Here is a 24,130-nt window from a genome sequence, read left to right as displayed (position 1 = left end):
CCGGGTTACCCCGGCTTTGATCACATCGGTTTTCGCGCGCGAAAATCGAGTGCCACCGAATTCATGCAATAGCGCAGGCCAGTTGGCGGCGGGCCATCGGGAAAGACATGCCCCAGATGGCTGTCGCACCGCGCGCACCGCGTTTCGGTCCGCACCATCCCGTGGCTGGTGTCGCTATGGTCGACCACCGCCTCAGGCCGGATCGGCTGGGTGAAACTCGGCCAGCCCGATCCCGATTCGAACTTGTCGGCGCTGTCGAACAATTCGTTGCCGCACGCCGCGCACCGATACAGACCATCGGCCTTGTTGTCGTTGAGCGCGCCCGCGAACGCGCGTTCGGTCCCGGCTTCGCGCAGCACGTGATATTGCTCGGGCGTTAGCTTCTGGCGCCATTCGGCTTCGGAGTGGGTGATCGTGTCCATGCCCTCGAATTTCGTGGCTGCGACGCGCGGAATCAAGAGCGATTATATCCGACCCGGGTCGCATTCGCGACGAGCGTGATCATCGTCGGCCGCAGCAGCGGCATCAGCAGCGCGGCGCGGGGGTGTTCGACGACGCGGCGGACGATCCCCGCGACCGTGATCGGTCGCGCCAGTTGCCGCGCGAACCGTAGCTGCCAGGCGGCCGCTCCCGCCGCGCCGTGGTCGCGATAGGCGCGCGCGGCGGAAATGCCGCTGGCAATCGCGATCCCCATGCCTTCGCCCGCCAACGAGGGGATGACCCCTGCCTGGTCGCCGAGCCGGAACAGCCCCGGGACGCCGGTCCGCGCGCGCCAGCCATAGGGCACGTTGGCGATCGCATCGATCGGCAGCCCGGCGTCGAAATCGGCCAGCCGTTCGGCCAGCACTGGCGCGTCGTGCGCGATCGCGTCGATCAGCGCGCGTGGTGTCCCCGCCTCCTGCAACCGCGACCGGTGAACTGCCAGGCACAGGTTCGCGCTGCCATCCTCCTGCAACGCCAGCCCCGCATAGCCGCGGTCGAACAGGTGCAGCTCGATCGAATCGGCCACCGCTGCGACGCGCCGCGACGGCGGCAGGCGGACGCGCAGCCCCAAGGTCGGATCCTCGCCGCGCGCGTCCGCAGGGCGCGCGAGCCCGCGGATATCGTGCTTGCCGCTCGCCAGGAACAGCGCCTCGGTCTCGATCGTCGCGCCATCGGCGGCGCGCGCGACGAGCCCCTCGATCTCGCGGATCGTCACCCCGTCCTCGACCGCCGCGCCCATCCGGATCGCGGTATCGAGCATCACCGTATCGAGCCGCCGCCGCGACACCGCGAGCGCGGGGTGTGGCAGCGCCGCGTCGCGCCGCCGATCCTTCGCGAACAGCCGTACGTGCGTCAGCCGTGCGGGATTAAGCGTATCGGGATCGACCCCGAGCGATTCGAGCGACTGGATCGTTCGCCAGCTGATGAAGCCGCCACACAACGCATCGCCGCCGCGTTCGCGCTCGAGCAACAGGTGCGGCAGGCGCGCGCGTGCCAGCTCGATCGCGGTCGCGGCCCCCGCCGGCCCGCCGCCGACGATCAGCGCCGACGTTCGACGCATAGTCGGAACGGAAACGCGCGGAACACGCGGGCCTCGGTGATACCCGCCTCTGCCAGCAACGGCGGCCATTCGTCGGGCCGATACGAGCGCGCGATCGACAGCGTGCCGTCATGGCGGACGATCGGGTGCCACCGCGCGATCGTCGCCAGCAGCGCGAAGCCGCGATGCGCAAAGCCATGGCGGTGGAGGTCGTTGACGAACCAGCCCCGCCGCGCGTGCGACTCCATGAAGCGGAGGAAGTCGACCAGCTGGTCGTGCGTCATGTGATGCGCGACCAGGCTGCTGATGATCGCGTCCCATCGCTCGCCCGCCAGGTCGGCATAATCCCCGGTGACATAGCGGATGCCGAGCGCCGCGGGCGTATGCCGCGTCGCCGCGACCTCGCTGCGCGGGTTGAGGTCGACCCCGACCAGCTCGACCGCGCGCCCGTGCTTGGCGGCCCAGCGCGCGATCCGGCGGAGCATGTCGCCATCGCCGAACCCGACATCGAGGATTCGCAGCGGCGCGTCGCTCACGGCGATCCGGTCGAGAAACGCCAGCGTCGGCCGCGCCGCCATCGTCACCGCATTCACCTGCGCGAGGTCGGCGACGACATTGGTATAGGTTTCTACCGGCAGATCGTCCGCGTCCATCAACTCATCGGCCTGGGCTCGGATCGCGAGCGTCATGCGGCGGAGCGGAAGGTGACGCCCTCCGCCGCCAGCCCCGGCCCGAACGCGAGCGCGACGCCATTGTCGACCGACGGCCCCGCAAGCAGTTTTTCGAGCACGAACATCAGCGTCGCCGACGACATGTTGCCGTTGTCGCGCAACACCACGCGCGACGCGTCGAGCGCGTCGGCGGGAAGATGCAACGCCTTTTGCACTGCATCTAGGATCGACCGCCCGCCCGCATGAACCGCCCAGACGAGATCGGCGGGTGCGGTGCCCCCGGTCGCGACCTCGACGAACGCCTCGTCGGCCAGCGCCGCCGCGATCCGGTTCGGGACCGCTCCCCCCAGGTGCATCGCGAACCCTTGGTCGGTAATGTCCCAGCGGATCAGCTCGGCACTATCGGGCAGCGCGGCGGCGAACCCGCGGTCGAGCTCGAACCCGGTCGGATCGGCGGTCACCAGCGCCGCCGCCGCGCCATCGGCGAACTGGAGCATCGCGAGCAGCGGCTCGATCTCGGCGGTATCCTGGAGATGCAGCGTCGACAGCTCGACCGCGAGCACCAGGACGCGCGCATCGGGCTCGGACCGGACGATATGTCGTGCACTGCGCAGCGCCGCGACCGCGGCGTAACAGCCCATGAATCCGACCAGCAACCGCTCGACCGAGGGCGCGAGCCCGATCTTCCCCGCGATGATCTGATCGATCCCAGGCGCGACGAAGCCGGTGCAGCTCGCGACGACGATATGGGTGATGTCGCCGAGCGGCATCTTGGCGGCGAGCGCTTCGATCGCGGCGATGCCGAGGTCGGGCGCGGCCTTGGCATAGATCTGCATCCGCGCCGCGGTGCCGGGCATGCCGTCGGCATAGAACCCTCCGGCGCCGACCGGCGACCCGCCGTTGTGGCCGCGTGGCAGGACCGACCAGCGATGCTCGATCCCCGATCGCGCCGCCATCCGCGCGAACAGTTTCCGCGATGGCGCGTCGACCCGCGCGTCTGCCCAGCCGACGAAGGCATCGTGGATATCATGGTCGGGGACAGCGGTACCGATGGCGTTCAAATATGCGGGCAACCTCGTCCTTTCGACGCACGCGGGCGAAAATCCTGGCGTGAGATCATCAACGCGCCACGATCTGTTTCGTCGCACGCGCCCGTCGCTTCGCCAATCGGTTAACGTCGCGGCGATGAACCGCGGCTGCAAGGTCCGTTCCGGGTCCGTTCAATGGCAGACCCCTATAACGGTAGGCAAGCTGGAACGAGAGCATGTCCCCTCGGACATCGTCGCCCGGCCTCGAGGAGTGACACCATGACCCATTTGCTCAAGAAGGCCGGTCTCGCGCTCGCGATGAGTGCCACCGCGCTGACCGTCGCCGCCCCCGCCGAGGCACAATATTACGGTCGCCAGCGCCACCACGACAACACCGGCACCGCGATCATCGCGGGGATCGCCGGATTGGCGATCGGGGCGGTGATCGCCAGTTCCAACAACAACGACCAGTATCGCCGGCGCGGCTATTCGCAGCGCGGCTATATCCAGGGCGGCACCTACGGTGACGGCTACGGCTACAATGATGGCCGCTATAACGACTACCGCCGCAGCTATGACAATCGCGGCCAGGGTTATGGCGGAGCCTACGACCAAAACGCCTATGGCGGCGGCTATTACGACCAGAACGCGTATGATCGGTGCCGCGTCGAAAATCGCTACGATCGCTATTCGCGGCGGACCGTCGTCGTCCGTGTCTGCAATTAAGCCGACAGCCTGAACAACCGGCGGCGTCGGGGGTCATCCCCGGCGCCGTTCGCGTTTTATCTGAAAAAAATGGTGCGGCCGAGAAGACTCGAACTTCCACGGGCTTTCGCCCACAACGACCTCAACGTTGCGCGTCTACCAGTTCCGCCACGGCCGCACGTGATAGAGCGCCGGCCCGCTTCGTAGAGCGACCGGCAGCTGGCAGGGGAGGCCCCTAGCAAAGCGCTATCGGGACCGCAACGTCATTTCTTACCCAGGCTCAGCGCGCACTGTCGCCCGCGAAGCTTAGTTCGAGTCGCTTCGAGTTCGCGGGCACGTCGAGCTTGGCCGAATTGAAGTCGATCGACCCGCCCGGTGCCAGCGTGCGCTGCGGCGGGGTGATCGTCCAGCTGAACACCAGCCGCCCCTGCGCATCGCGCAATTCGGCCAGGATGTCGGGCACGCGCTGGCGATCCGCCGACGGATTGACGACCTGCCCGCTGACCGCGAACAGCTCGGATCCGTTTTCGAGCTCGCGCCGCTCGATCGGCTTGTCCTTCAACCGCAGCGGCGATTCGGCCGCGCCGATCGGGATGCCGACGCGCGCGAACAGCCCCGGCGTGCCCAGCCACAGGATCGCGCCGGTGACCGCGAGCATCATCAGTCCCGCCAGGATCGCGATCAGCGTCCAGCGCCGCGCCGGGTTGCGCCGCGCGCGGAACGGCGGCCGATTCGCGAACGCGTCGTAATCGCCAGCCGGTTCCTCGACGATCGGGTCCGCATAGACCGGCGGCGGCGGGGGAACCGAATCGGCAACCGGCGCCGTATCGGCGAATGCATCGGCGGGCGGTGGCGCGATCGTCGGTCCCGGGGCGATCGGCGCAGGGGCCAGCGGGGGCAGCGGTGCGGGCGCGGCGGGTTCCTGGTACCAGCTGTGGCGACAGCTGGCGCAGCGCACGGTGCGGCCCTCGGCGCCGATCGCGCGGTCGGCTACCAGATAGCGGGTACGGCATTCGGGGCATTCGAGGATCATGCGGACGCTTCACTGCGGCACCGGCGGAACGCGGTGCGTCGGTTATGCGAATCTAAGCACGCGGGCTTGGGTGGTGGCAAGCTTGAAGCCACGGCGCGTGCATGCGACAGCGGGTCTTAGGGACAGGCAGCGACAAGGCGGTACGACAGCCACGCATGGCGAACATCGTGCAGTTCGAAAATGTGGGATTGCGCTATGGCACCGGGGCGGAGACGCTGTCCGACATCAGCTTCACGCTGGCCAGCGGCACCTTCTATTTCCTTACCGGGGCGAGCGGCGCGGGCAAGACCTCGCTGCTCAAGCTGCTCTATCTCGCGCAACGCCCCAGCCGCGGGATCATCCGCTTGTTTGGCGAGGACGCGGTGACGATGCCGCGCGATCGGTTGCCCGGTTTCCGGCGGCGGATCGGGGTGGTGTTTCAGGATTTCCGGCTCGTCCCGCATCTGTCCGCGGCGGACAATATCGCGCTGCCGCTGCGTGTCGCGGGGATCGTCGAGGACGAGATCGATCAGCCGGTGCGCGAAATGCTCGCCTGGGTCGGGCTCGGCGACCGCGCCCAGGCGCGTCCCGCGACGCTGTCGGGCGGCGAGCAACAGCGCGTCGCGATCGCGCGCGCGGTGATCGGGCGGCCCGAAATCCTTGTCGCCGACGAACCGACCGGCAACGTCGATCCCGAAATGGCTGATCGGTTGCTGATGCTGTTCGATTCGATGAACAAGCTCGGCACCACCGTTGTCGTCGCCACGCATGATTTCAACCTGTTGAGCCGCCTGCCCGGCGCGCAGATGATGCGGCTCGACAAGGGGCGGCTGCTCGATCCCACCGGCGCGCTGCGCTATCCTCCGGTACGGCCCGGCTGATGGCCAGATCGTCGTCGACCAGATCGTCATCGGAACGCCGGGTGCTCGACGAAGCCGGCGGCGTGCGCGCGATGACGTGGGTCATGGCGATCATGCTGTTCTTGACCGTGCTCGCCGCCGCGCTCGGGATCGGGACGCGCACCTCGGCGCGCTCGCTCGAACGCCAGCTCAGCGGGCGGTTGACGGTCCAGATCGTCGAGGGCGATCCGGTCGCACGCGATGCCGCCGCGGCGCGCGTGCTCGCGCTGGTGCGCGCGCTGCCGGGGGTGCGCAGCGCCACTGCGGTCGATCGCACCGAGCTCGAAACGCTGCTCCGCCCGTGGCTGGGGGAGCAGGGCGCCGATCCCGAATTGCCGATCCCCGCGATGATCGATGTCGATCTTGCCGATACCGGCAGCGCCGATCGCGTCGCGGCAGAGGCGCGCCGGATCAGCCCCAGCGCACGGGTCGATCGGCACCAGGGCTGGATGTCGCCGGTCACCGGCTTCATGGCGACGATGACGTGGCTCGCGGTCGCGCTGGTCGCGCTGATGGTCGCCGCGACCTCGGCGGTCGTGGTGCTCGCGGCGCGCGCGGGGCTTGAAACCCATCGCGCGACAATCGAGGTGATGCACATGCTCGGCTCCACCGATATCCAGGTCGCGCGGCTGTTTCAGCGGCGGATCGCGATCGACGCGGCGATCGGGGGAACGATCGGGGCCATCGCCGGCGTGCTGGTCGTGCTGTTCATCGGGCTGCGGCTTCAGGGACTGGGGTCGGAACTGCTCGGCGGGGTGACGCTCGATACCGGCGGCTGGATCGCGATCGCGTTCTTGCCGCTGTTCTTCGTCCTGCTGGCGACGGTGGCGGCGCGGGTGACGGTCGTGGCGGCGCTGCGGCGGGCGCTCTGATGCGGCGGTTGGCGACGCTGGTCGGGACGATGGCGATGCTGTGGTGCCTCGGCTTCGCGGTGTTCATGCTGCTGCTGCCCAAGCCGCTTGAGGGCAACACCACCGACGCGATCGTCGTGCCGACCGGCGCGGCGGGGCGGATCGATCGCGGCATCGCGCTGCTCAAGGCACACCAGGCGCGCCGGATGCTCGTCACCGGCGTCGCGCCGGGGGTCAGCGCGCGCGATCTGGCGCGCGAATACAATACCGCGCCGCGCTGGTTCGCCTGCTGCATCGATCTTGGCACCGACGCGGTCGACACCCGCTCGAACGCCGCCGAGACTGCCACCTGGGTCAAGGCGCACTCCTATCGCACCATCCGCCTCGTCTCGTCCGACTGGCACGTGCCGCGCGCGCGGATGGAGCTGGGCGCGGCGCTCGGCGACAAGGTGTTGATCCTCGGCGACGGCGTCCCGGGCACGCCGCGGCTTGGCACGCTGGTCAACGAATATAACAAGCTGCTGCTGCGCCGCGTCGCGCTGTGGCTGGGGCTCGATCGATGATCGCGTGGCTGCGCACGGTCGTGTTCCGCGCATTCTTCTACAGCGTCTCCTTCCCGATCGTCGCGACCGTGCCGATCTCGGCGCTGTTCGGGCAGCATGTCGTGATTGCGCATGCGACGGTGTGGACGCGGTTCCACCGCTGGGCGGCGCGCGTGATCCTGGGCGTTCATGTCCGGATCGAGGGTACCCGCCCCGTCGGCCCCGCGCTCTACGCCTCGAAGCATCAGGCGATGTTCGAAACGCTCGAACTGCAGGCGCTGCTCGACGGCCCTGCGATGGTCCTCAAGGAAGAACTCGCCGACCTCCCGATGTGGGGCTGGGCGGCGCGGCGCTACGGCGCGCTGGTGATCGACCGCGCCGCCTCCGCCAAGGCGCTCCGCCAGATGATGCGCGAGGGCAAGGCGGCGAAGGCGGCGGGGCGATCGGTGCTGATCTTCCCCGAAGGCACCCGCGTGAAGCCCGGTGAGACGCCCCCGCTCAAATCGGGGTTTGCGGGGCTCTATCGCGCGCTCGGCATGCCCACCGTCCCGATCGCGCTCGACAGCGGCGTGCTCATGCCCAAGACCGGCGCCAAGCACCCCGGCGTCATCACGATCCGCTTCGGCGAGGTGATCCCGCCCGGCCTGCCGCGCGAGGAAATCGACGCCCGCGTCCACGCCGCGATCAACGCACTCGAAGGCTAGACCTCCCCCGCCAGGGGGAGGATCAACCGGCGCCTATTCGTGTGCGCGCCCGAAATCGGGGGCGGCATCGTCCTGACCCTGTTCGACGATCGATCGGCGGATCGCGCGGGTGCGGGTGAACAGGTCTAACAGCGCATCGCCGTCGCCCCAGCGGATCGCGCGCTGGAGCATCGTCACGTCCTCGGTCAGCCGCTGGAGGATTTCGAGCACCGCCTCGCGGTTGTTGAGGAACACGTCGCGCCACATCGTCGGATCCGACGCTGCGATCCGCGTGAAATCGCGGAAACCGCCTGCGGAATATTTGATGACCTCGCTCTGGGTCACGTCTTCCAGGTCGGACGCAGTACCGACGATCGAATAGGCGATCAGATGCGGGACATGGCTCGTCACCGCGAGCACCAGATCATGGTGGCGCGCGGTCATGGTCTCGACATTCGCCCCCAGCTTTTCCCAGAAATCGCGGACGCGGACCGTGGCGGCTTCGGGCGTCGCGTCGTCGGGGGTCAGGATGCACCAGCGCCCGCGGAACAGCGTCGCGAACCCCGCCTCGGGCCCGCTAAACTCAGTGCCTGCGACCGGATGGCCCGGCACGATCGTCGCCTCGGGCAGCGCGCTCCGCAGCGCCGCGATCACGCTCTCCTTCGATCCGCCGACGTCGCTGACGATCGCGTCGGCGGGCAGATCGTCCGCCAACGCCGCCGCCACCGCGCCCATCGCGCCGACCGGCACGCACAGGATGACCAGATCGGCATCGATCACCGCCGCGCCCGCGCTGTCGGCGATATCGTCGGCGAGCCCGATCCGATCGGCGATGCCGCGCACCTCGGGGTCGACGTCGTATCCGGTGAGCCGCACCGTTGGCATCGCGCTTCGCGTCGCGCGCAGGATCGACGAGCCGATCAGTCCCAGTCCGATAACGGTGACGCGCGCAAAGGGCAGCATGATTTACTTCCGTTCGCCCTGAGCCTGTCGGGACCCCATCAAACTACTACGTTGATGGGCCCCTTCGAAGGGCGTTTCGTTTGGGACGTGCTTCAACAGGCTCAGCACGAACGGGATTAGCTAGTCCAGGCGTTCCACCAACCCGCGCAGCGCCGCGGCGACGCCGCGCGTCTCCGCCTCGGTACCGATCGTGATCCGCAGACCTTGCGCCAGCCCCTGGTTGGGCAGCCAGCGGACGATATAGCCCGCGTCCATCAGCCCCTTGTACGCGGTCTCGGCGGTCAGCTTCCCCTCGAACACGACGAGCACGAAATTCGCCTCGCTCGGAATCGCGCGCAAGCCCGCATTGCCCAGCTTGGCGATCTCGTCCGAAAACCACGCGCGCCATGTCGCATTGTGCGCGCGGATGTGATCGACGAACGCGGTATCGCCCAGCGCGGCAACCGCGGCATGTTGCCCTGCGATCGTGATGCTGAACGGCAGCCGGATGCGGTGCATCGCCTCGATGATCGGCGCCGCCGCATAGCCCCAGCCGATCCGCTCGGCGGCCAGCCCGTGGATCTTCGAAAAGGTCCGCGTCACCAGCACGTTGCTCGCGGTCTTGGCGAGATCCATCCCGCCATCGTCCTGATCGGTCCCGAGATATTCGGCATAGGCCTGATCGAGCACGAGCAGGATGTCGTCGCGCAACCCCGCATGGAGCCGCGCGATTTCCGCGCGGGGGACGAACGTCCCCGTCGGGTTGTTGGGGTTGGCGATATAGACGATCCGGGTCTTGTCGGTGACGCAGGCGAGCACCGCATCGACGTCGGTCGCATAATCCTTGTCGGGGGCCACCACCGGGGTCGCGCCGACCCGCCGCGTCGCGATCTCATACACTGCGAAGCCGTAATGGACGAAGATCACCTCGTCCCCCGCCCCCGCGAACGCCCCCGCGGCGAGGTGGAGCACCTCGTCGGAGCCGTTGCCATAGATGATCCGCGCCGGATCGAGGTCATAGGCCGCCGCGATTCCCTCGCGGACGACCGTCGCCCCCGCGTCGGGATAGCGTTCGAGGCTGCCCGCGGCCGCCGCAAACGCGGCGCGCGCCGCGGGCGACGTGCCGAGCGGGTTCTCGTTCGACGACAATTTGGCGACGGTGCGCCCATCGTCGGTCGTCGAGCGCCCGGGCACATAGGGCGCGATCGCCATCACATAGGATTTGGGCTGGGGTGAGGTCATGCCGCGGGGCTTAGCGGGCGGCACTTGCCTTGCAAAGGGCGGGACCGTAGCGCGAACGGCATGTCGGACGACCAGCGCTTCGGGCTTGCCCGCCAGGTTACGCTCCCCGGACCGCTGCCGCTCGACGGCGGCGGCAGTCTGTCGCCGGTCGAGATCGCGTACGAAACCTACGGAACGCTCGCGCCCGATCGCGGCAATGCGGTGCTCGTCTGTCACGCGCTGACGATGGACCAATATGTCGCGAGCCCGCATCCGCGCACCGGCAAGCCCGGCTGGTGGCGGGCGATGGTCGGCCCCGGCTGCCCGATCGACACGACCCGCGATTTCGTGATCTGCGCCAACGTGCTCGGCAGTTGCATGGGATCCTCGGGCCCCGCCAGCATCGATCCGTCGACCGCGCATCCCTATGCGATGGCCTTCCCCGTCATCACCATCCGCGACATGGTTCGTGCGCAGGCGTTGCTGCTCGATCATCTCGGTATCGCGCGACTGAAGGCGGTGATCGGCGGGTCGATGGGGGGGATGCAGGCGCTGTCTTGGCCCGCGACCTTTCCGTCCCGCGTCGAGGCGGCGATCGTCATCGCCTCGACCGCGCGCCACACCGCGCAGAACATCGCGTTCCACGAGGTCGGGCGCCAGGCGGTGATGGCCGATCCGCGCTGGAACGCGGGCGATTATTACAGCGGCGAGGCACCCGCGGCGGGGCTCGCGGTGGCGCGGATGGCGGCGCACATCACCTACCTCTCCGAAGCCGGGCTGACCGAGAAATTCGGGCGACGGTTGCAGGCGAGGGATGCCAAGAGTTTCGGGTTCGACGCCGATTTCCAGGTCGAAAGCTACCTCCGCCACCAGGGCTTGAGCTTCGTCGACCGGTTCGACGCCAACAGTTACCTCTACATCACGCGCGCGATGGATTATTTCGATCTGGCCGAGGAACATGGCGGGATGCTCGCCAATGCCTTCCGCGGCACGCTCGCGCGCTTCTGCCTTGTCAGCTTCGACACCGACTGGCTCTACCCGACCGCCGAATCGCGCACCATCGTCCACGCGCTCAACGCCGCGGGCGCGGCCGCGAGCTTCGTCGAACTGTCGAGCCCCTATGGCCACGACGCCTTCCTGATCGACGCGCCGGATATGAACCGGATCGTAGCGGGCTTCCTGGGTAACCCCGCATGACGCTCCGCGCCGATCTCGCGATCATCGCCGATCACGTCGCGCCGGGCAGCCGCGTGCTCGACATCGGCTGCGGCGACGGCGCGTTGATGGCGGCGTTGCGTGATCGCAGCGGGGTCGATGCGCGCGGGCTGGAGATCGATGCGGGCAACGTCGCGGCGGCGATGGCGCGCGGGCTGTCGGTGATTCAGGGCGACGCCGATGTCGATCTCGCCGCCTATCCCGACGCCAGCTTCGATTACGCGATCCTCAGCCAGACGCTACAGACCGCGCGCGCGCCCGATGGGGTGCTCGATCACCTGCTCCGGATCGGCGCGCAGGCGTTCGTCAGCTTTCCCAATTTCGCGCATTGGCGGGTGCGCGGGTCGCTGCTGTGGGGCGGGCGGATGCCGGTCACCCCGCTGCTCCCCGAACGCTGGTACGATACCCCCAACATCCACCATGTCACGATCGACGATTTCCGCGAGCATTTGCGCAGCCGATCGGTGGTCGTCGAGGGCGCATGGTTCCTGTCCGGCGGCAAGCGCACGACCTCGGCGGCGGCCAACCTGCTTGCCGAACACGCGGTGTTTCTGTTGAGGAGATAGGAACCTTACCGCTTTATTCAGGTTAAGGCTCTCCCCCTCAAACCCCAAGGCTTTCTCCCGATGACCAAAACCGCGTTGATCGTCGAGGATGAGATTTTCGTTGCACTCGACCTCGAGCGCATCCTGATCGATGCGGGCTATCACGTCGCCGCGATCGCCGCCGACACCGAGAGCGCGCTCTCGGCTGCGCCCGGCTGCGAATTCGCGTTCGTTGACGTCAACCTGCGCGATGGCTCGACCGGCCCCGCGATTGCCGAACGGATGGTCCACGAATTCGGCATGAAGGTCGTGTTCGTCACCGCCAACCCCGCGCAGATCGGCGATGGCGACGGCAGCCTGGGCTATATCCGCAAGCCGTTCACCGATTCGTCGGTCCGCGCGGCGGCGGCGCTGGCCGGCGAGGGGGACATCACCGCGCATCACCCGCAACTGATCCGGCTGGCGAACCGCGCCGTTTAACCGCGCCGTTTAACCGCGCCGTTTAACCGCGGCTGAGCCTAACCCCGGCTGAGCGCCGCCAGCGGAATGTGCGCGGTCATGGCCAGGCCATCGGCGCGCCATTCGCGTTCGATCGTCCCGCCGAGTTGACGCACCGCACTCAGCTCGATCAGCTTCGTCCCGAACCCGCTCGCCGCCGTTGGCGCGATCACGGGCGGGCCACCCGATTCGATCCATCGGATCGTCGCTGCGTCCCGGTCTGCGGTCACCGTGACGTCGATCCGCCCGTCATGGTGCGACAGCGCGCCATATTTGGTCGCGTTGGTCGCGAGTTCGTGGAAGAGGAGCGCGAGCGGGGTCGCCGATCGGTCGTCGATCGCGATCGTATCCCCGCTCACGACGATGCGCTGACCGTCGGCTTGCTGATAGGGTTCGAACAATTCCGCCAACAGCCCGGCCAGCGTGTCCTGTTGCCCCGCCGGGCGCGATTCGGCGCTGTGCGGGCGGACGAAATCATGCGCGCGGCCCAGTGCGGTGATCCGCTGGCGCAGGTCGGCGGCGACCTCCGCGATCTCGGGCTTGGCGCGCGCCGCGAACGACACCAGTCCCGCGATCACCGCGAAGATGTTCTTGATCCGGTGCGACAGCTCTTGGCTGATGATCTCGCGTTCCTCGATCGCGAGCTTCTGTTCGTGGATATCGGTGCACGTCCCGAACCAGCGCGTGATCGCGCCAGTGCCATCGGAGCCATCGGTGCCATGATCGCGGATCGGCAGCGCGCGCCCCAACACCCAGCGATAGGTGCCGTCGACATGGCGTAGCCGATATTCGATCTGATACGGCTTGCCGGTGTCGAGCGAATGGCGCCACGCCGCCCAGGCGCGGGCTTGGTCGTCGGGATGGAACACGTCGTTCCACCCGTCGCCGTCGGTCGATCCCTCGGGGATACCGGTGAATTCGTACCAGCGCGCGTTGTAATAATCGTGATGGCCGTCGGGCAGCGTCGACCACACCATCTGTGGCATCGTGTCGGCCAGCGTGTGAAATCGAATCTGGCTCGCCGCCAGCTCCTGGCTGCGCTGCTCCTCCAACTGACGCTGCTCGCGCGCCTGCCGCCGGTCGTCGAGCCGCGCCATCGCCGCGCGCGCGAGCACCGACAGCCCGCGCTTCTGCAACGGCGTCAGGTCGGCGCGGGTCGTTACGTCGAACACGCAGATCGCGCCCAATGCGGTTCCGTCGGTCGCCACCAGCGGCGCGCCCGCATAAAAGCGCAGATACGGTTCGCCCTTCACCATCGGGTGATCCGCGAACCGCGAATCGAGGCTCGCATCGGGCACGATCATCACCGTGTCGCCGAGGATCGCCTGCCCGCAGAACGAGATGTCCGCGGGTGCCACGTCGATCTCCGCGCCGACCCGCGCGACGAAGCGCTGGTCGACGTCGTCGATCAGCGAGATCAGCGAGATCGGCGCCTCGCACAGCTCGGCTGCGAAGGTGGCGAGATCGTCCAGCTCGCCGCGGTCGCGGACCGTGGCGATGTCATAGGCGGCGACCTGGCGCGCGCGATGGCTCACCGTCGGTACGCCCGGGGCGGCGGCGACATCTGCGCTCAGAACGGCACGTCGTCGTCGAGGTCGTCGGCAAACCCGCCGCCCTGCCCGAAGCCGCCGCCGCCAGATGACCCGCCGCCGCCAGACCCGCCGCCCGACGACCCGCCACGGCTGCCGCCGCCCGATCCGCCACCGAAATCGTCGCCGCCGCCGGCCCAATCGCCGCCGCCACCGCCACGGCTTCCGCCGCCCGCGCCGCCACCGCTACCGGGCGCGCCGTCGAGCATCGTCAGCACACTGTTGAATCCCTGCAGCACGATCTCGGTCGAATAACGGTCGGCACCCGACTGATCCTGCCATTTGCGGGTTTGCAGCGCGCCCTCGATATACACCTTGCTACCCTTGCGCAGATAGCGTTCGGCAACGTTGGCAAGGCCTTCGTTGAAGATCGCGACCGAATGCCATTCGGTCTTTTCCTTGCGCTCGCCCGAATTCTTGTCCTTCCACGATTCGCTCGTCGCGATCCGCAGGTTGACGACCTTGCCGCCGTTCTGGAACGCCTTGGACTGCGGATCGGCGCCCAGATTACCGACCAGAATGACCTTGTTGACGCTGCCTGCCATGATGTCCCTCTATATGTCCGGCTCACGCCGGTTTCGGTGCCAGCCCGCTCCCCCGCCCGGCCTCCCACACGGTATCCTCGATGGGAGGCCGGGCGGGGGAGCGGGCTGGCACCGCCTACAAACTAAAGCCCGGCGGCGACCGCCAGCCAGTATGTGATTCCGGCCATGATGTACGCGGCGGCGAACAAATAGCCAACCATGAACGCGGGCCATTTCCATCCATTGGTCTCGCGCCGCGTCACCGCGATCGTCGAGATGCATTGCGGCGCGAACACGAACCACATCAGGAACGCCAGCGCGGTCGGCAGCGACCAGCGACCTTTGAGATTGTCGACCATCGCGCGGCTGCCGGTCGCGCTTTCGGGGTCGTCGATCGCATAGACCGTCCCAATCGCCGCCACCGCGACCTCGCGCGCCGCCATCGCGGGGATCAGCGCCAGCGTGATGTCGCGGTTGAACCCGATCGGCGCAAACACGGGGGCGATCCCGTTCGCGATCCGACCCGCGACCGAATAATCGACCGGCGATACCGCGCTGCCGGCGGGGGGCGTGGGGAAACTCAGCAGCGCCCACAGCGCGACGGTCGAAAACAGGATGATCGTGCCCGCGCGCTTCAGGAAAATGAGCGCGCGGCTCCACAGCCCCAGCGCGACGTCGCGCACCTGCGGCATCTGGTATTTGGGCATCTCCATCATGAACCCCGACGACGCACCCTTGGTGACGGTGTGCCGCAATGCCAGCGCCGCGACGAACGCGCCGACGATCCCCATCGCGTAGAGCGCCAGCATCACCAGCCCCTGCAATCCGACGAACGGCAGCACGCGGGTGTTGGGAATGAATGCCCCGATGATCAGCGTATACACCGGCAGCCGCGCCGAACACGTCATCAGCGGCGCGATCAGGATCGTCGTCAGCCGGTCCTTCTCATCATCGATCGTCCGCGTCGCCATGATCCCGGGGATCGCGCACGCGAAGCTCGACAGCAATGGGATGAACGCCCGTCCCGACAGCCCCGCGCGCGCCATCAGCCGGTCCATCAGGAACGCCGCGCGGACCATGTAGCCCGACGCTTCGAGCACCAGGATGAACAGGAACAGGATCAGGATCTGCGGCAGAAACACCACCACCGCGCCGACCCCCGCGATCACCCCGTCGGCGATCAGGCTGCGTAGGATCGACGGCGGCAACGCGTCCTTGATCCCCGCCTGAAGCGCGGTGAACCCCGTGTCGATCAGGTCCATCGGCGCGGTCGCCCAGGTGAATACTGCCTGGAACATCAGGAACAGGATCGCGAGCAGCAGCAGCGGCCCCGCGACCGGGTGAAGCGCGACCGCGTCGAACGCATGCGTCCACCGCCGGACTGCGGTCTCCTCCACCGTCGCCGCGGTCGCGATCTTCCGCGCCCGCCGCTGGAGCGTGACGATATCCTCGGCGATGCTGCCATCCGACGCGCGCAGCCGGGTCGCGCCGTCCTCGATTTTCGCGGTCAGCGCGTGGCGCAACGCATCGAGCCCGCGCTTCCTGACTGCGACGGTGGGGATGACCGGCACCCCCAGTTCGCGCTCGAGAATCGCGGGATCGAGCGTCAGCCCGTCGCGCGTCGCGAGGTCGATCATGTTGAGCGCGACGACGACCGGCAGCCCCAGCGCAATGAGCTGGAGCGTAAAGCGCAGGTGGTTGTCGAGATTCGCGGCATCGACCACGACGAGCAGCGCATCGGGCAGCCGCTCCAGCCCGCCATGCCCGGTGACGACGTCGCGGGTGACGCGCTCGTCGGGGCTCGACGGCTCCAGGCTGTACGCGCCAGGCAGGTCGATCAGCTCGATCGGGCGCCCGTCGTCGAGCGAGATCCGCCCCGAATGGCGTTCGACGGTGACGCCAGGATAATTGCCGACCTTTTGCCGCGCGCCGGTCAACGCGTTGAACAACGCGCTTTTGCCGGCATTGGGGTTGCCGACCAGCGCCACCAGCGGGGTTGCGGTCATCTAGCTCGCAGCGGCGCCGGACACGGGCAAAACGTGGATCGCGCCAGCCACCGCGCGGCGCAGCGCAACGGTCATCCGCCCGATCCGGCACGCGATTGGCCCCTGGCCCAGCCGCGCGCGATGCAACACTTCGACCGACACGCCCTCATCGAAACCGAGCTCGCGCAGCCGCCGCGCCTCGGGCACCGCCAGCCGCGCCCAGTCGATCGTCGCGACGGTCGCGGGCTGCCGCCGGGGCAGAGATTCGAGGCTGATATCGCGCGTCACTGACACTGACATAAACCTGATGCGATTGATTATCAATTACTGTTACGCGGTCGGGCACCGTCGATAGCGCGTGACGGACCGGGCGCCGGGCGAATCAGGGCCGCGGATCGTCAGCCGCGTCCCGTCATCCTCGACGGCGAGCGTCAGGGTCGAGTGCGACACCGAATCGCCGACTCGTTCGGTAAAGGTCGCGCGCAGATAGTCCGCCGAAATCTGGTCGATCGATTCGAGCAACGCGCTGGTTTCGAAATAGCCGATTCGGTCGACCTCGATCCGCACCACGCGCCCCGCATTGGTATAATTGTCCGCACAATCCGCGGCGGTGGGCGCGGCGTCGCGCTCGCTCTTGGCCCACGTCCCCCGGATCGCCACCGGAATCTTACTTTCCGATGCGGGGCGCTCGCTCGCTCCGGCGGCCGGATCGGGGGCAGCCGCGGTCGGCGGAGGGGGTGTCGGCAGGGGTGATGCCACCGCCGTCGGCGCGGGGTCGGGCGCGGCGCGCGGCCCGCATCCGGCGAGCGATACGGCGGCAACGACGATCAGCACGAACGACTTTGGCAGCATATCCTCTCAACGGGCGTCCGCGGCCAATGGTTGCGGCGCCGATCGACGATCGCGCCCGTCAGATCACCGGCGTTACGCCACCGGGTAGCGCAACCGCCCGACGAAGCGCGACAGGCTCGGCAGATGCTCGGTCCGCTTCAGGAACCCCGCCTTGGCCTTTTCGAACCGCATGATCCCCTCGATCCGCCGCGCCAGGAACGCGCGAGTCTCGGTGAACCCCTCGCTCTCGTCGTCGAGGAACACCGTGACGGTCGCGGCATAGACCCCGAACAGGATGCCGCGCTTGGTATAATGATTGTAATCGGTCGCGGTGTCGCCTGCGCGGTGCCAGATCAGGTCGACCGTCCGCCAGCCGAGCTTCGCCGCGGCGACGACATGCTGCGGCATCGCCAGGATCGCGAGCGCGCGGCGCAATGCCTCGCGGTCGGGCGCCATCGCGTCGAGCCGCGCCTCGATCGATCGCTGGATTCGCGATCGGATCTTCAGCGCGGCGAGCGTCTCGACCGACAGCGCTTCCTCCATCGCGGCGTCGATCCGCGCAAACCACGCATCGATCATCGTCATCGCATCGGGCAGCGCCAGCGCGGCGACGTCGGAATCGATGTTGTTCGCGTCGGCCGCCATCTCGCGCGCCGCCGCGGTCCAGCCGTCGAACGCGGCGTTGGCGGCGATGTCGCCCGCCAGGCGAATGCGGATTTCGTCGAGGGTCAGGTCTTCCATAGCCTATCCGTTCTGCGCTTCGATCGGCGCGGGCGCAACCGGTCGCTCGCCGCGGCGGACGAGGACCAGCGCGATTCCGACGAGCACGACGCCGACCACATCGGGCAGTCCCAGCCGCTCGTCATAGACGATCCACCCCACCGTCCCCGCGACGATCGGCTGCATCAGCAGCGCGATTCCGACCACCAGCGGCGACAATTTGCCGAGCGCGTAGATCATCAGCCCTTGCCCGAACACCTGGCTCGCCAGCGCCAGCCCGATCAGCGCCCCCCAGTGCGTCGGCATCACCCGTTCGCCGAGCAGCAGCGCGAACCCGAGCAGCGGCAACGCGCTCGCGATCGTCGACAGCGTCAGCGCGGGCAGCGGCGCCATCGTCGCGCGCGCGCGCGCCATCGCGATGAAATACACCGTATAGAGAATCCCCGCGAGGATGCAGAGCAGGTCGCCCGCCAGATGCCGCGGGTCGAGTTCGTACGACCGCCCCATCAACAGCGCCGCACCGCAAAAGGCGAGGAACAGGGCGAGCGCCTGGACCCGCGTCGGCCACGCCCTCGCGATCAGGAAGCCATAGATCGGAAAGATTAGCGTCGCCGAATTGCCGAACAGCGTGGCGTTGGCGAGCGTGGTCCTCAGGATCCCGAGATGCCAGCTGCCCAGATCCGCGGCGAACGCGATTCCCCCCGCGACGAGCAACAGCCCTACCCCGCGTTCCAACCGTACCGGGCGCGCCCCGCTCGCGAAACTCAACCCGATCAGGAACGGAATCGCGAGCGTGATCCGCCAGAATCCCGCCGCGACCGGCCCGGTATCCGCCATCCGCACGAACCACGGCCCGAACGCCAACGCGACATTGGCCAGCACCACCGCGACGAACGCAAATCGCGGCGGCGCCGTTGCTACGGATGCTGGGGCGCTTGGCGCCGCGATAGCTTTTCTAGGGGCGGTGGGCGGATGCATGTCGCCCCCTAACGCCCTACCTGTGGGGAAACCACCAAAGGAGTGTCCCTTGCCCAGCCTGTTCGATCCGATCGATCTCGGCGCGATCCGCGCGTCCAACCGTATCCTGATGGCCCCGCTCACCCGCGGTCGCGCGACCAGGGACGCGGTGCCGACCGATATCATGGTCGAATATTACACCCAGCGCGCCAGCGCGGGGCTGATCATCTCCGAAGCGACCGGCATGAGCCGCGAAGGGCTCGGCTGGCCCTATGCGCCGGGACTGTGGACGGACGAACAGACCGCCGCGTGGAAACCCATCACCGATTCGGTCCACGCCGCGGGCGGCCACATCGTCGCGCAGCTCTGGCACATGGGCCGCCAGGTCCATTCCTCGGTGATCGGTGGCCAGCCGGTGTCCTCGTCGGCGACCCGGACCAACGGCCAGGCGCATACGTTCGAAGGCAAGCAGGATTTCGAAACCGCGCGCCCGCTCAGCCTCGAGGAAATGCCGCGCCTGCTCGACGATTACGAGCGCGCGACGCTGAACGCGAAGGCCGCCGGGTTCGACGGCGTCCAGATCCACGCCGCGAACGGCTATCTGATCGACCAGTTCCTGCGTGACGGTGCCAACCACCGCGACGACCAATATGGCGGCAGCCCCGAAAACCGCATCCGCCTGCTCCGCGAAGTCACCGAGCGCGTCGCCTCGGTGATCGGCGCGGATCGCACCGCGGTCCGCCTGTCGCCCAACGGCGAATCGCAGGGCGTCGACGACAGCACGCCCCTGAAGGTGTTCGTCCCCGCCGCCAAGGCGCTGTCGGACATCGGCATCGCCTTCCTCGAACTGCGCGAACCCGGCCCCGGCGGCACCTTCGGCAAGACCGCCGTCCCCCGCCTGTCACCCGCGATTCGCGAGGTGTTCGACGGCCCGCTGGTGCTTAACTCCGATTACCTCAAGGACGACGCGCAAACCGTGATCGATTCAGGGATCGCCGACGCGATCGCCTATGGCCGGACCTTCCTCGCGAACCCCGACCTCCCCGAACGCTTCCGCCAGGACGTGCCGCTCAACGCGGACGATGCCAAGACCTGGTACAGCCAGGGCCCCGAGGGTTACATCGACTATCCCGCGCTCGAACTGGTGGACGCGTAACCCCTAAATCCTCCCCCGCCAGGGGGAGGTGGGCCGCGCGAGCGGGTCGGAGGGGGCGGGAAGCGACCATCTCTCGTTCCGTATCCGCCCCCTCCGTCAGCTACGCTGCCACAGAGCAGGGTCAATCACGCCCCGCGTGATCTTGAATGGCCGGGGGCCATTCAACCCTGCGCTCCCCGCCAGGGGGAGGACTGAAGAATAAAAAAAGGGGCGGCGCGATCATTGCGCACCGCCCCTTTTTCGTGGCCGCGGCCGACCCCTACAGCTTCTCGGTCAGCTCGGGCAGGATCTTGAACAAATCGCCGACCAGCCCGAGGTCCGCGACCTGGAAGATCGGCGCGTCCTCGTCCTTGTTGATCGCGATGATCGTCTTGGAATCCTTCATCCCGGCCAGATGCTGGATCGCGCCAGAAATGCCGACCGCGACATAGACTTCGGGCGCGACGATCTTCCCGGTCTGCCCGACCTGGTAATCGTTGGGCGCATAGCCAGCGTCCACCGCCGCACGACTCGCACCGACCCCCGCGCCGAGCTTGTCGGCGAGCGGATCGATCAGCGCGTGGAACTGCTCCGACGATCCCAGCGCGCGCCCGCCCGACACGATGATCTTCGCGCTGGTCAGTTCGGGGCGTTCGGACTTGGCGATTTCCTGGCCCTTGAACACTGACAGGCCCCCATCCGCGTTGGCTCCACCCGTCGACGCGACCTTCTCGATCGCGCCCGATCCGCCCTCGGTCGCGGCCTTTTCGAATGCGGTGCCGCGGACGGTGATGACCTTCTTGGCGTCCTTCGACTGGACGGTCGCGATCGCGTTGCCCGCGTAGATCGGGCGGGTGAACGTATCTTCCGACTCGACCGACAGGATATCGCTGATCTGCATGACGTCGAGCAGTGCGGCGACCCGCGGCGCGATGTTCTTGCCGTGCGTGGTCGCGGGCGCGAGGAACGCGTCGTGATGCCCCATCAACTCGACGACAAGCGGCGCGACATTCTCGGCCAGCGCATGCGCGAACGCGGCGTCGTCGGCGACATGAACCTTGCCGACGCCCGCGATCTTGGCGGCTTCCGCGGCGACCGCGTCGACGCCTTGCCCTGCGACGAGCAGGTGGACCTCACCGAGTTGCGCCGCGGCAGTGACCACCGCGAGCGTGGCATCCTTGACGGTCTTGCCGTCATGTTCGACCCAAACCAGAGTCTTCATCGTTTCAAACCTTCCCGGGGGTGTCCCCGAACCGTTCGCCCTGAGCTTGTCGAAGGGCGGTGAGTCTCAAACGGGCTTCGACAGGCTCAGCCCGAACGGCGTGGACTATTTCGCGACGCCCATCGCCTTCAGCTTGGCGACCAGTTCGTCGACATCGGCGACCTTGACCCCGCCCGAGCGCTTGGGCGGCTCGACGACCTTCAGCGTCGTCAATCGCGGCGTCACGTCGACGCCGTAATCGGCGGGCGTCTTGTTCGCCATCGGCTTCGACTTCGCCTTCATGATGTTGGGCAGCGAGGCATAGCGCGGCTCGTTGAGGCGCAGGTCGACGGTGATCACCGCGGGCAGCGACAACTCCTCGGTCTCCGACCCGCCATCGACTTCGCGCGTCACCGTGACGTTGGTCGCGGTGAGGTCGACCTTCGACGCGAACGTCGCCTGGCCGACGCCGAGCAACCCTGCGAGCATCTGCCCGGTCTGGTTGTTGTCGTCGTCGATCGCTTGTTTGCCGAGGATGACGAGGTCGGGCTTCTCTTCGTCGACGATCGCCTTCAGCAATTTCGCGACGCCCAATGGCTCGACCTTTTCTTCGCTAACGATCAGGATCGCGCGATCCGCGCCCATCGCCAGCGCGGTGCGCAGCGTCTCCTGCGATTTCTGCTCGCCGATCGAGACGACGACGATCTCGGTGACGCCCTTATCCTTCAGGCGGATAGCCTCTTCGACCGCGATCTCGTCGAAGGGATTCATGCTCATCTTGACGTTGGCCAGATCGACCCCCGTCCCGTCCGCCTTCACGCGGGGCTTCACATTGTAATCAAGCACGCGCTTGACGGGGACCAATACCTTCATTCTCAATCCTCTCCAGCTCGTCACCCCAGCGTAGGCTGGGGTCTCCTGGTTGGGTCGCGCTCCCGATCGGGGAGATGCCAGCCTTCGCCGGCATGACGTGGGAGGCGACGGTTGTCGTTCAGGCGGCCTTCTTCACCTCGGCGACGATCTTCCGCGCCGCATCGCCCAGATCGTTAGCAGGCACGATCGCCAGGCCGGAATTGGACAAAATGTCCTTGCCCGCCGCGACGTTCGTGCCTTCCAACCGAACCACCAGCGGCACCGAAAGGTTCACTTCCTTCGCCGCCGCGACGATCCCGTCGGCGATGATGTCGCACTTCATGATCCCGCCGAAGATATTGACCAAAATTCCCTTCACATTGGGATCGGCCAGGATGATCTTGAACGCCGCGGTCACTTTCTCGGTCGTGGCACCGCCGCCGACGTCGAGGAAGTTGGCGGGGAACATGCCGTTCAGCTTGATGATATCCATCGTCGCCATCGCGAGGCCCGCACCATTGACCATGCAGCCGATGTCGCCATCGAGCTTGATGTACGCGAGGTCGTACTTGCTCGCCTCGAGTTCGGACGCGTCCTCCTCGCTCTCGTCGCGCAGTTCCATCAGGTCCTGGTGGCGGAACATCGCGTTGCCGTCGAATGCCATCTTGGCGTCGAGCACCATCAGCTTGCCGTCATCGGTCACCGCGAGCGGGTTGATCTCGATCTGCTCGGCGTCGGTGCCGATGAAGGCGTCGTACAGTTTCGACGCGGTGTTGGTCGCCTGCTTGGCGAGATCGCCGGTCAGCTCGAGCGCGGCGGCGACCGCGCGGCCGTGATGCGGCATGAAGCCGGTCGCGGGATCGATGTCGATGCTGTGGATCTTTTCCGGCGTGTCGTGCGCGACGGTCTCGATGTCCATCCCGCCCTCGGTCGACGCGACCATCGAGATGCGACCCGTGGCGCGGTTGACCAGCAACGCGAGGTAGAATTCCTTGGCGATGTCGACCCCGTCGGTGACGTAGAGGCGGTTGACCTGCTTGCCCGCGTCGCCGGTCTGGATCGTGACCAGCGTGTTGCCGAGCATGTCGGTCGCCGCCGCGCGCACCTCGTCCGCGGTCTTGGCGAGGCGGACGCCGCCCTTGGCGTCGGGGCCGAGTTCCTTGAACTTGCCCTTGCCGCGGCCGCCCGCATGGATCTGCGCCTTGACGACATAGAGCGGTCCGGGCAGCTTGCCCGCCGCCGCCACAGCTTCCTCGACGCTCAGCGCACCGAAGCCCGCGGGAACGGGGACGCCGAACGTGGCCAGCAGTTCCTTCGCCTGATATTCGTGGATGTTCATGAAGCGGCCCTCGGCTTTTTTCGAAAAACGGGAATGGACCGGCCTAAAGCATAAGGCGACGGGTGAATCCACCCCCGCTCACCCCGCTCGCCTTCACCGGCGGTCGCCACTATATGAACTCGCATGTCCTGGCCGCTCGGAATCCTGCTCTTGCTCGTCACCGTCATCGGCATGGAGGGGTTCGCCTATGTCATGCACCGCTGGGTGATGCATGGCCCCGGCTGGTTCCTCCACGCCAGCCACCACCGCCATCGCGAGGGCAAGTGGGAACTCAACGATCTCTACGCGGTGATCTTCGCGCTGCCGTCGATCACGCTGATCCTCGGCGGGGTCAGCCTCGGCTGGTGGCCGGGCCATGCGTGGATCGGCGCGGGCATCGCCGCCTATGGCGCGATCTATTTCGGCTTCCACGACATCATCGTCCATAACCGCATTCCGACGCGCTACCTGCCCCGCTCGACCTATATGAAGCGGATCATCCAGGCGCACCGGCTGCACCACGTCGTCGAAACCCGGCGCGGCACCGTCAGCTTCGGCTTTCTGGTCGCCCCCGATCCCGCAAGGTTGAAGGCCGAAATCAAGCGCCGCGACCGCCAGGGCATCCGCGCGCCGCAGCCGGATCGCGCATTAGCCGAAAAGTAACCACTGGCGTGGCACAAGGCG

The 24,130-nt window shown here is 67.5% G+C and carries 27 protein-coding genes and 1 tRNA gene; 10 read left to right on the top strand and 18 right to left on the bottom strand.

Annotated elements, in window-relative coordinates; genetic code table 11:
• Nucleotides 1-20: 20 nt before the first annotated feature.
• Genes msrB through EAH84_RS01990 form a run of 4 tightly spaced genes read right to left on the bottom strand, consistent with a single transcriptional unit; the run spans nucleotide 21 to nucleotide 3,266 of the window.
• A complete protein-coding gene (gene msrB / locus EAH84_RS02005; RefSeq protein ID WP_140866848.1) occupies nucleotides 21-422 on the bottom strand; it encodes a peptide-methionine (R)-S-oxide reductase MsrB in 402 nt (133 codons plus the stop codon).
• Between the two features lie 32 nt (nucleotides 423-454).
• Nucleotides 455-1,543: an NAD(P)/FAD-dependent oxidoreductase gene (locus EAH84_RS02000; protein WP_140866845.1), complete on the bottom strand. Its 1,089-nt coding sequence runs from the start codon at nucleotides 1,541-1,543 to the stop codon at nucleotides 455-457.
• On the bottom strand, nucleotides 1,522-2,211 hold the full coding sequence (locus EAH84_RS01995; protein WP_140866842.1) for a methyltransferase domain-containing protein: 690 nt from the start codon (nucleotides 2,209-2,211) through the stop codon (nucleotides 1,522-1,524). Before EAH84_RS01995 ends, EAH84_RS02000 begins: the two co-directional genes overlap by 22 nt.
• Entirely contained in the window at nucleotides 2,208-3,266 is a 1,059-nt protein-coding gene (locus EAH84_RS01990) for a type III polyketide synthase (protein WP_140866839.1), read from the bottom strand. Before EAH84_RS01990 ends, EAH84_RS01995 begins: the two co-directional genes overlap by 4 nt.
• Before the next feature lie 234 nt (nucleotides 3,267-3,500).
• Between EAH84_RS01990 and EAH84_RS01985 the strand changes: the two genes are divergently transcribed.
• Nucleotides 3,501-3,947: a hypothetical protein gene (locus EAH84_RS01985; protein ID WP_140866837.1), complete on the top strand. Its 447-nt coding sequence runs from the start codon at nucleotides 3,501-3,503 to the stop codon at nucleotides 3,945-3,947.
• 70 nt (nucleotides 3,948-4,017) lie between these two features.
• Here the strand turns inward: EAH84_RS01985 and EAH84_RS01980 are convergent.
• Together EAH84_RS01980 and EAH84_RS01975 are read right to left on the bottom strand one after the other, a co-directional pair.
• Nucleotides 4,018-4,104: transfer RNA gene (locus tag EAH84_RS01980), tRNA-Leu, on the bottom strand.
• 102 nt (nucleotides 4,105-4,206) lie between these two features.
• On the bottom strand, nucleotides 4,207-4,959 hold the full coding sequence (locus tag EAH84_RS01975) for an MJ0042-type zinc finger domain-containing protein (protein WP_140866834.1): 753 nt from the start codon (nucleotides 4,957-4,959) through the stop codon (nucleotides 4,207-4,209).
• 155 nt (nucleotides 4,960-5,114) lie between these two features.
• Between EAH84_RS01975 and ftsE the strand changes: the two genes are divergently transcribed.
• The 4 genes from ftsE to EAH84_RS01955 are packed head-to-tail and all read left to right on the top strand — an operon-like array spanning nucleotide 5,115 to nucleotide 7,934.
• Complete coding sequence (gene ftsE / locus EAH84_RS01970; protein ID WP_140866831.1) at nucleotides 5,115-5,819, top strand: cell division ATP-binding protein FtsE; 705 nt, start codon at nucleotides 5,115-5,117, stop codon at nucleotides 5,817-5,819.
• On the top strand, nucleotides 5,819-6,709 hold the full coding sequence (locus tag EAH84_RS01965) for a cell division protein FtsX (RefSeq protein WP_140866828.1): 891 nt from the start codon (nucleotides 5,819-5,821) through the stop codon (nucleotides 6,707-6,709). The genes ftsE and EAH84_RS01965 overlap by 1 nt, the downstream gene beginning before the upstream one ends.
• Nucleotides 6,709-7,251: a YdcF family protein gene (locus tag EAH84_RS01960; protein ID WP_140866826.1), complete on the top strand. Its 543-nt coding sequence runs from the start codon at nucleotides 6,709-6,711 to the stop codon at nucleotides 7,249-7,251. The genes EAH84_RS01965 and EAH84_RS01960 overlap by 1 nt, the downstream gene beginning before the upstream one ends.
• On the top strand, nucleotides 7,248-7,934 hold the full coding sequence (locus EAH84_RS01955; RefSeq protein WP_194150343.1) for a lysophospholipid acyltransferase family protein: 687 nt from the start codon (nucleotides 7,248-7,250) through the stop codon (nucleotides 7,932-7,934). The genes EAH84_RS01960 and EAH84_RS01955 overlap by 4 nt, the downstream gene beginning before the upstream one ends.
• Before the next feature lie 33 nt (nucleotides 7,935-7,967).
• Here the strand turns inward: EAH84_RS01955 and EAH84_RS01950 are convergent, their stop codons facing one another.
• Both EAH84_RS01950 and hisC read right to left on the bottom strand, forming a co-directional pair.
• Nucleotides 7,968-8,876, bottom strand: a complete 909-nt coding sequence (locus tag EAH84_RS01950; protein WP_140866823.1) for a prephenate/arogenate dehydrogenase family protein — start codon at nucleotides 8,874-8,876, stop codon at nucleotides 7,968-7,970.
• A gap of 120 nt (nucleotides 8,877-8,996) precedes the next feature.
• Complete coding sequence (gene hisC, locus EAH84_RS01945; RefSeq protein WP_140866820.1) at nucleotides 8,997-10,097, bottom strand: histidinol-phosphate transaminase; 1,101 nt, start codon at nucleotides 10,095-10,097, stop codon at nucleotides 8,997-8,999.
• A gap of 60 nt (nucleotides 10,098-10,157) precedes the next feature.
• Here hisC and metX point away from each other — a divergent pair, with 60 nt between their 5' ends.
• The 3 genes from metX to EAH84_RS01930 are packed head-to-tail and all read left to right on the top strand — an operon-like array spanning nucleotide 10,158 to nucleotide 12,316.
• Entirely contained in the window at nucleotides 10,158-11,273 is a 1,116-nt protein-coding gene (gene metX, locus EAH84_RS01940) for a homoserine O-acetyltransferase MetX (protein WP_140866817.1), read from the top strand.
• Complete coding sequence (metW, locus tag EAH84_RS01935) at nucleotides 11,270-11,857, top strand: methionine biosynthesis protein MetW (RefSeq protein WP_140866814.1); 588 nt, start codon at nucleotides 11,270-11,272, stop codon at nucleotides 11,855-11,857. The genes metX and metW overlap by 4 nt, the downstream gene beginning before the upstream one ends.
• Before the next feature lie 60 nt (nucleotides 11,858-11,917).
• Nucleotides 11,918-12,316: a response regulator gene (locus EAH84_RS01930; RefSeq protein ID WP_140866811.1), complete on the top strand. Its 399-nt coding sequence runs from the start codon at nucleotides 11,918-11,920 to the stop codon at nucleotides 12,314-12,316.
• Between the two features lie 38 nt (nucleotides 12,317-12,354).
• Here EAH84_RS01930 and EAH84_RS01925 read toward each other — a convergent pair whose 3' ends face one another.
• The 7 genes from EAH84_RS01925 to EAH84_RS01895 form a co-directional block, all read right to left on the bottom strand.
• Nucleotides 12,355-13,869 carry a sensor histidine kinase gene (locus tag EAH84_RS01925; RefSeq protein WP_194150342.1) on the bottom strand — a complete coding sequence of 505 codons (1,515 nt, stop codon included), beginning with the start codon at nucleotides 13,867-13,869 and terminating at the stop codon, nucleotides 12,355-12,357.
• 35 nt (nucleotides 13,870-13,904) lie between these two features.
• Nucleotides 13,905-14,468, bottom strand: a complete 564-nt coding sequence (gene ssb, locus EAH84_RS01920; protein ID WP_140866808.1) for a single-stranded DNA-binding protein — start codon at nucleotides 14,466-14,468, stop codon at nucleotides 13,905-13,907.
• A 122-nt stretch (nucleotides 14,469-14,590) separates the two neighbouring features.
• Nucleotides 14,591-16,453 (bottom strand): ferrous iron transport protein B, encoded by a 1,863-nt coding sequence (gene feoB, locus EAH84_RS01915; protein ID WP_170209830.1) that lies wholly within the window; start codon nucleotides 16,451-16,453, stop codon nucleotides 14,591-14,593.
• Nucleotides 16,454-16,732 carry a FeoA family protein gene (locus EAH84_RS01910; RefSeq protein ID WP_140866805.1) on the bottom strand — a complete coding sequence of 93 codons (279 nt, stop codon included), beginning with the start codon at nucleotides 16,730-16,732 and terminating at the stop codon, nucleotides 16,454-16,456.
• A 30-nt stretch (nucleotides 16,733-16,762) separates the two neighbouring features.
• The gene (locus EAH84_RS01905) at nucleotides 16,763-17,284 is read right to left on the bottom strand and encodes a hypothetical protein (RefSeq protein WP_140866803.1); all 522 of its coding nucleotides are present in this window, start codon (nucleotides 17,282-17,284) and stop codon (nucleotides 16,763-16,765) included.
• 72 nt (nucleotides 17,285-17,356) lie between these two features.
• A complete protein-coding gene (locus EAH84_RS01900; protein ID WP_140866801.1) occupies nucleotides 17,357-18,004 on the bottom strand; it encodes a COQ9 family protein in 648 nt (215 codons plus the stop codon).
• A 3-nt stretch (nucleotides 18,005-18,007) separates the two neighbouring features.
• A complete protein-coding gene (locus EAH84_RS01895) occupies nucleotides 18,008-18,961 on the bottom strand; it encodes a DMT family transporter (protein ID WP_140866799.1) in 954 nt (317 codons plus the stop codon).
• 49 nt (nucleotides 18,962-19,010) lie between these two features.
• Between EAH84_RS01895 and EAH84_RS01890 the strand changes: the two genes are divergently transcribed.
• Nucleotides 19,011-20,096 (top strand): alkene reductase, encoded by a 1,086-nt coding sequence (locus EAH84_RS01890; protein ID WP_140866798.1) that lies wholly within the window; start codon nucleotides 19,011-19,013, stop codon nucleotides 20,094-20,096.
• A 259-nt stretch (nucleotides 20,097-20,355) separates the two neighbouring features.
• Here the strand turns inward: EAH84_RS01890 and EAH84_RS01885 are convergent, their stop codons facing one another.
• The 3 genes from EAH84_RS01885 to sucC form a co-directional block, all read right to left on the bottom strand.
• A complete protein-coding gene (locus tag EAH84_RS01885; protein ID WP_140866796.1) occupies nucleotides 20,356-21,297 on the bottom strand; it encodes an electron transfer flavoprotein subunit alpha/FixB family protein in 942 nt (313 codons plus the stop codon).
• Nucleotides 21,298-21,402: 105 nt separating this feature from the next.
• Nucleotides 21,403-22,149: an electron transfer flavoprotein subunit beta/FixA family protein gene (locus EAH84_RS01880; protein WP_140866794.1), complete on the bottom strand. Its 747-nt coding sequence runs from the start codon at nucleotides 22,147-22,149 to the stop codon at nucleotides 21,403-21,405.
• 118 nt (nucleotides 22,150-22,267) lie between these two features.
• Complete coding sequence (gene sucC / locus EAH84_RS01875) at nucleotides 22,268-23,467, bottom strand: ADP-forming succinate--CoA ligase subunit beta (RefSeq protein ID WP_140866792.1); 1,200 nt, start codon at nucleotides 23,465-23,467, stop codon at nucleotides 22,268-22,270.
• Nucleotides 23,468-23,590: 123 nt separating this feature from the next.
• On the opposite strand from sucC, the gene EAH84_RS01870 reads away from it, so the two are divergent.
• Nucleotides 23,591-24,109 (top strand): sterol desaturase family protein, encoded by a 519-nt coding sequence (locus tag EAH84_RS01870; RefSeq protein WP_140866790.1) that lies wholly within the window; start codon nucleotides 23,591-23,593, stop codon nucleotides 24,107-24,109.
• Nucleotides 24,110-24,130 lie beyond the last annotated feature (21 nt).

This window comes from Sphingomonas oligophenolica (assembly GCF_006438955.1).
Taxonomy (GTDB): Bacteria; Pseudomonadota; Alphaproteobacteria; order Sphingomonadales; family Sphingomonadaceae; genus Sphingomonas; species Sphingomonas oligophenolica_A.
Note: the sequence above shows the minus strand (reverse complement) of the source record. Positions and strands in the feature narration are given on the sequence as shown.

What these genes read in the sequence shown, in the direction of transcription:
- msrB (WP_140866848.1), bottom strand. Translation starts at nt 422, where the DNA reads ATGGACACGATCACCCACTCCGAAGCCGAATGGCGCCAGAAGCTAACG.
- EAH84_RS02000 (WP_140866845.1), bottom strand. Translation starts at nt 1,543, where the DNA reads ATGCGTCGAACGTCGGCGCTGATCGTCGGCGGCGGGCCGGCGGGGGCC.
- EAH84_RS01995 (WP_140866842.1), bottom strand. Translation starts at nt 2,211, where the DNA reads ATGACGCTCGCGATCCGAGCCCAGGCCGATGAGTTGATGGACGCGGAC.
- EAH84_RS01985 (WP_140866837.1), top strand. Translation starts at nt 3,501, where the DNA reads ATGACCCATTTGCTCAAGAAGGCCGGTCTCGCGCTCGCGATGAGTGCC.
- EAH84_RS01975 (WP_140866834.1), bottom strand. Translation starts at nt 4,959, where the DNA reads ATGATCCTCGAATGCCCCGAATGCCGTACCCGCTATCTGGTAGCCGAC.
- ftsE (WP_140866831.1), top strand. Translation starts at nt 5,115, where the DNA reads ATGGCGAACATCGTGCAGTTCGAAAATGTGGGATTGCGCTATGGCACC.
- EAH84_RS01965 (WP_140866828.1), top strand. Translation starts at nt 5,819, where the DNA reads ATGGCCAGATCGTCGTCGACCAGATCGTCATCGGAACGCCGGGTGCTC.
- EAH84_RS01960 (WP_140866826.1), top strand. Translation starts at nt 6,709, where the DNA reads ATGCGGCGGTTGGCGACGCTGGTCGGGACGATGGCGATGCTGTGGTGC.
- EAH84_RS01955 (WP_194150343.1), top strand. Translation starts at nt 7,248, where the DNA reads ATGATCGCGTGGCTGCGCACGGTCGTGTTCCGCGCATTCTTCTACAGC.
- EAH84_RS01950 (WP_140866823.1), bottom strand. Translation starts at nt 8,876, where the DNA reads ATGCTGCCCTTTGCGCGCGTCACCGTTATCGGACTGGGACTGATCGGC.
- hisC (WP_140866820.1), bottom strand. Translation starts at nt 10,097, where the DNA reads ATGACCTCACCCCAGCCCAAATCCTATGTGATGGCGATCGCGCCCTAT.
- metX (WP_140866817.1), top strand. Translation starts at nt 10,158, where the DNA reads ATGTCGGACGACCAGCGCTTCGGGCTTGCCCGCCAGGTTACGCTCCCC.
- metW (WP_140866814.1), top strand. Translation starts at nt 11,270, where the DNA reads ATGACGCTCCGCGCCGATCTCGCGATCATCGCCGATCACGTCGCGCCG.
- EAH84_RS01930 (WP_140866811.1), top strand. Translation starts at nt 11,918, where the DNA reads ATGACCAAAACCGCGTTGATCGTCGAGGATGAGATTTTCGTTGCACTC.
- ssb (WP_140866808.1), bottom strand. Translation starts at nt 14,468, where the DNA reads ATGGCAGGCAGCGTCAACAAGGTCATTCTGGTCGGTAATCTGGGCGCC.
- feoB (WP_170209830.1), bottom strand. Translation starts at nt 16,453, where the DNA reads ATGACCGCAACCCCGCTGGTGGCGCTGGTCGGCAACCCCAATGCCGGC.
- EAH84_RS01910 (WP_140866805.1), bottom strand. Translation starts at nt 16,732, where the DNA reads ATGTCAGTGTCAGTGACGCGCGATATCAGCCTCGAATCTCTGCCCCGG.
- EAH84_RS01905 (WP_140866803.1), bottom strand. Translation starts at nt 17,284, where the DNA reads ATGCTGCCAAAGTCGTTCGTGCTGATCGTCGTTGCCGCCGTATCGCTC.
- EAH84_RS01900 (WP_140866801.1), bottom strand. Translation starts at nt 18,004, where the DNA reads ATGGAAGACCTGACCCTCGACGAAATCCGCATTCGCCTGGCGGGCGAC.
- EAH84_RS01895 (WP_140866799.1), bottom strand. Translation starts at nt 18,961, where the DNA reads ATGCATCCGCCCACCGCCCCTAGAAAAGCTATCGCGGCGCCAAGCGCC.
- EAH84_RS01885 (WP_140866796.1), bottom strand. Translation starts at nt 21,297, where the DNA reads ATGAAGACTCTGGTTTGGGTCGAACATGACGGCAAGACCGTCAAGGAT.
- EAH84_RS01880 (WP_140866794.1), bottom strand. Translation starts at nt 22,149, where the DNA reads ATGAAGGTATTGGTCCCCGTCAAGCGCGTGCTTGATTACAATGTGAAG.
- sucC (WP_140866792.1), bottom strand. Translation starts at nt 23,467, where the DNA reads ATGAACATCCACGAATATCAGGCGAAGGAACTGCTGGCCACGTTCGGC.
- EAH84_RS01870 (WP_140866790.1), top strand. Translation starts at nt 23,591, where the DNA reads ATGTCCTGGCCGCTCGGAATCCTGCTCTTGCTCGTCACCGTCATCGGC.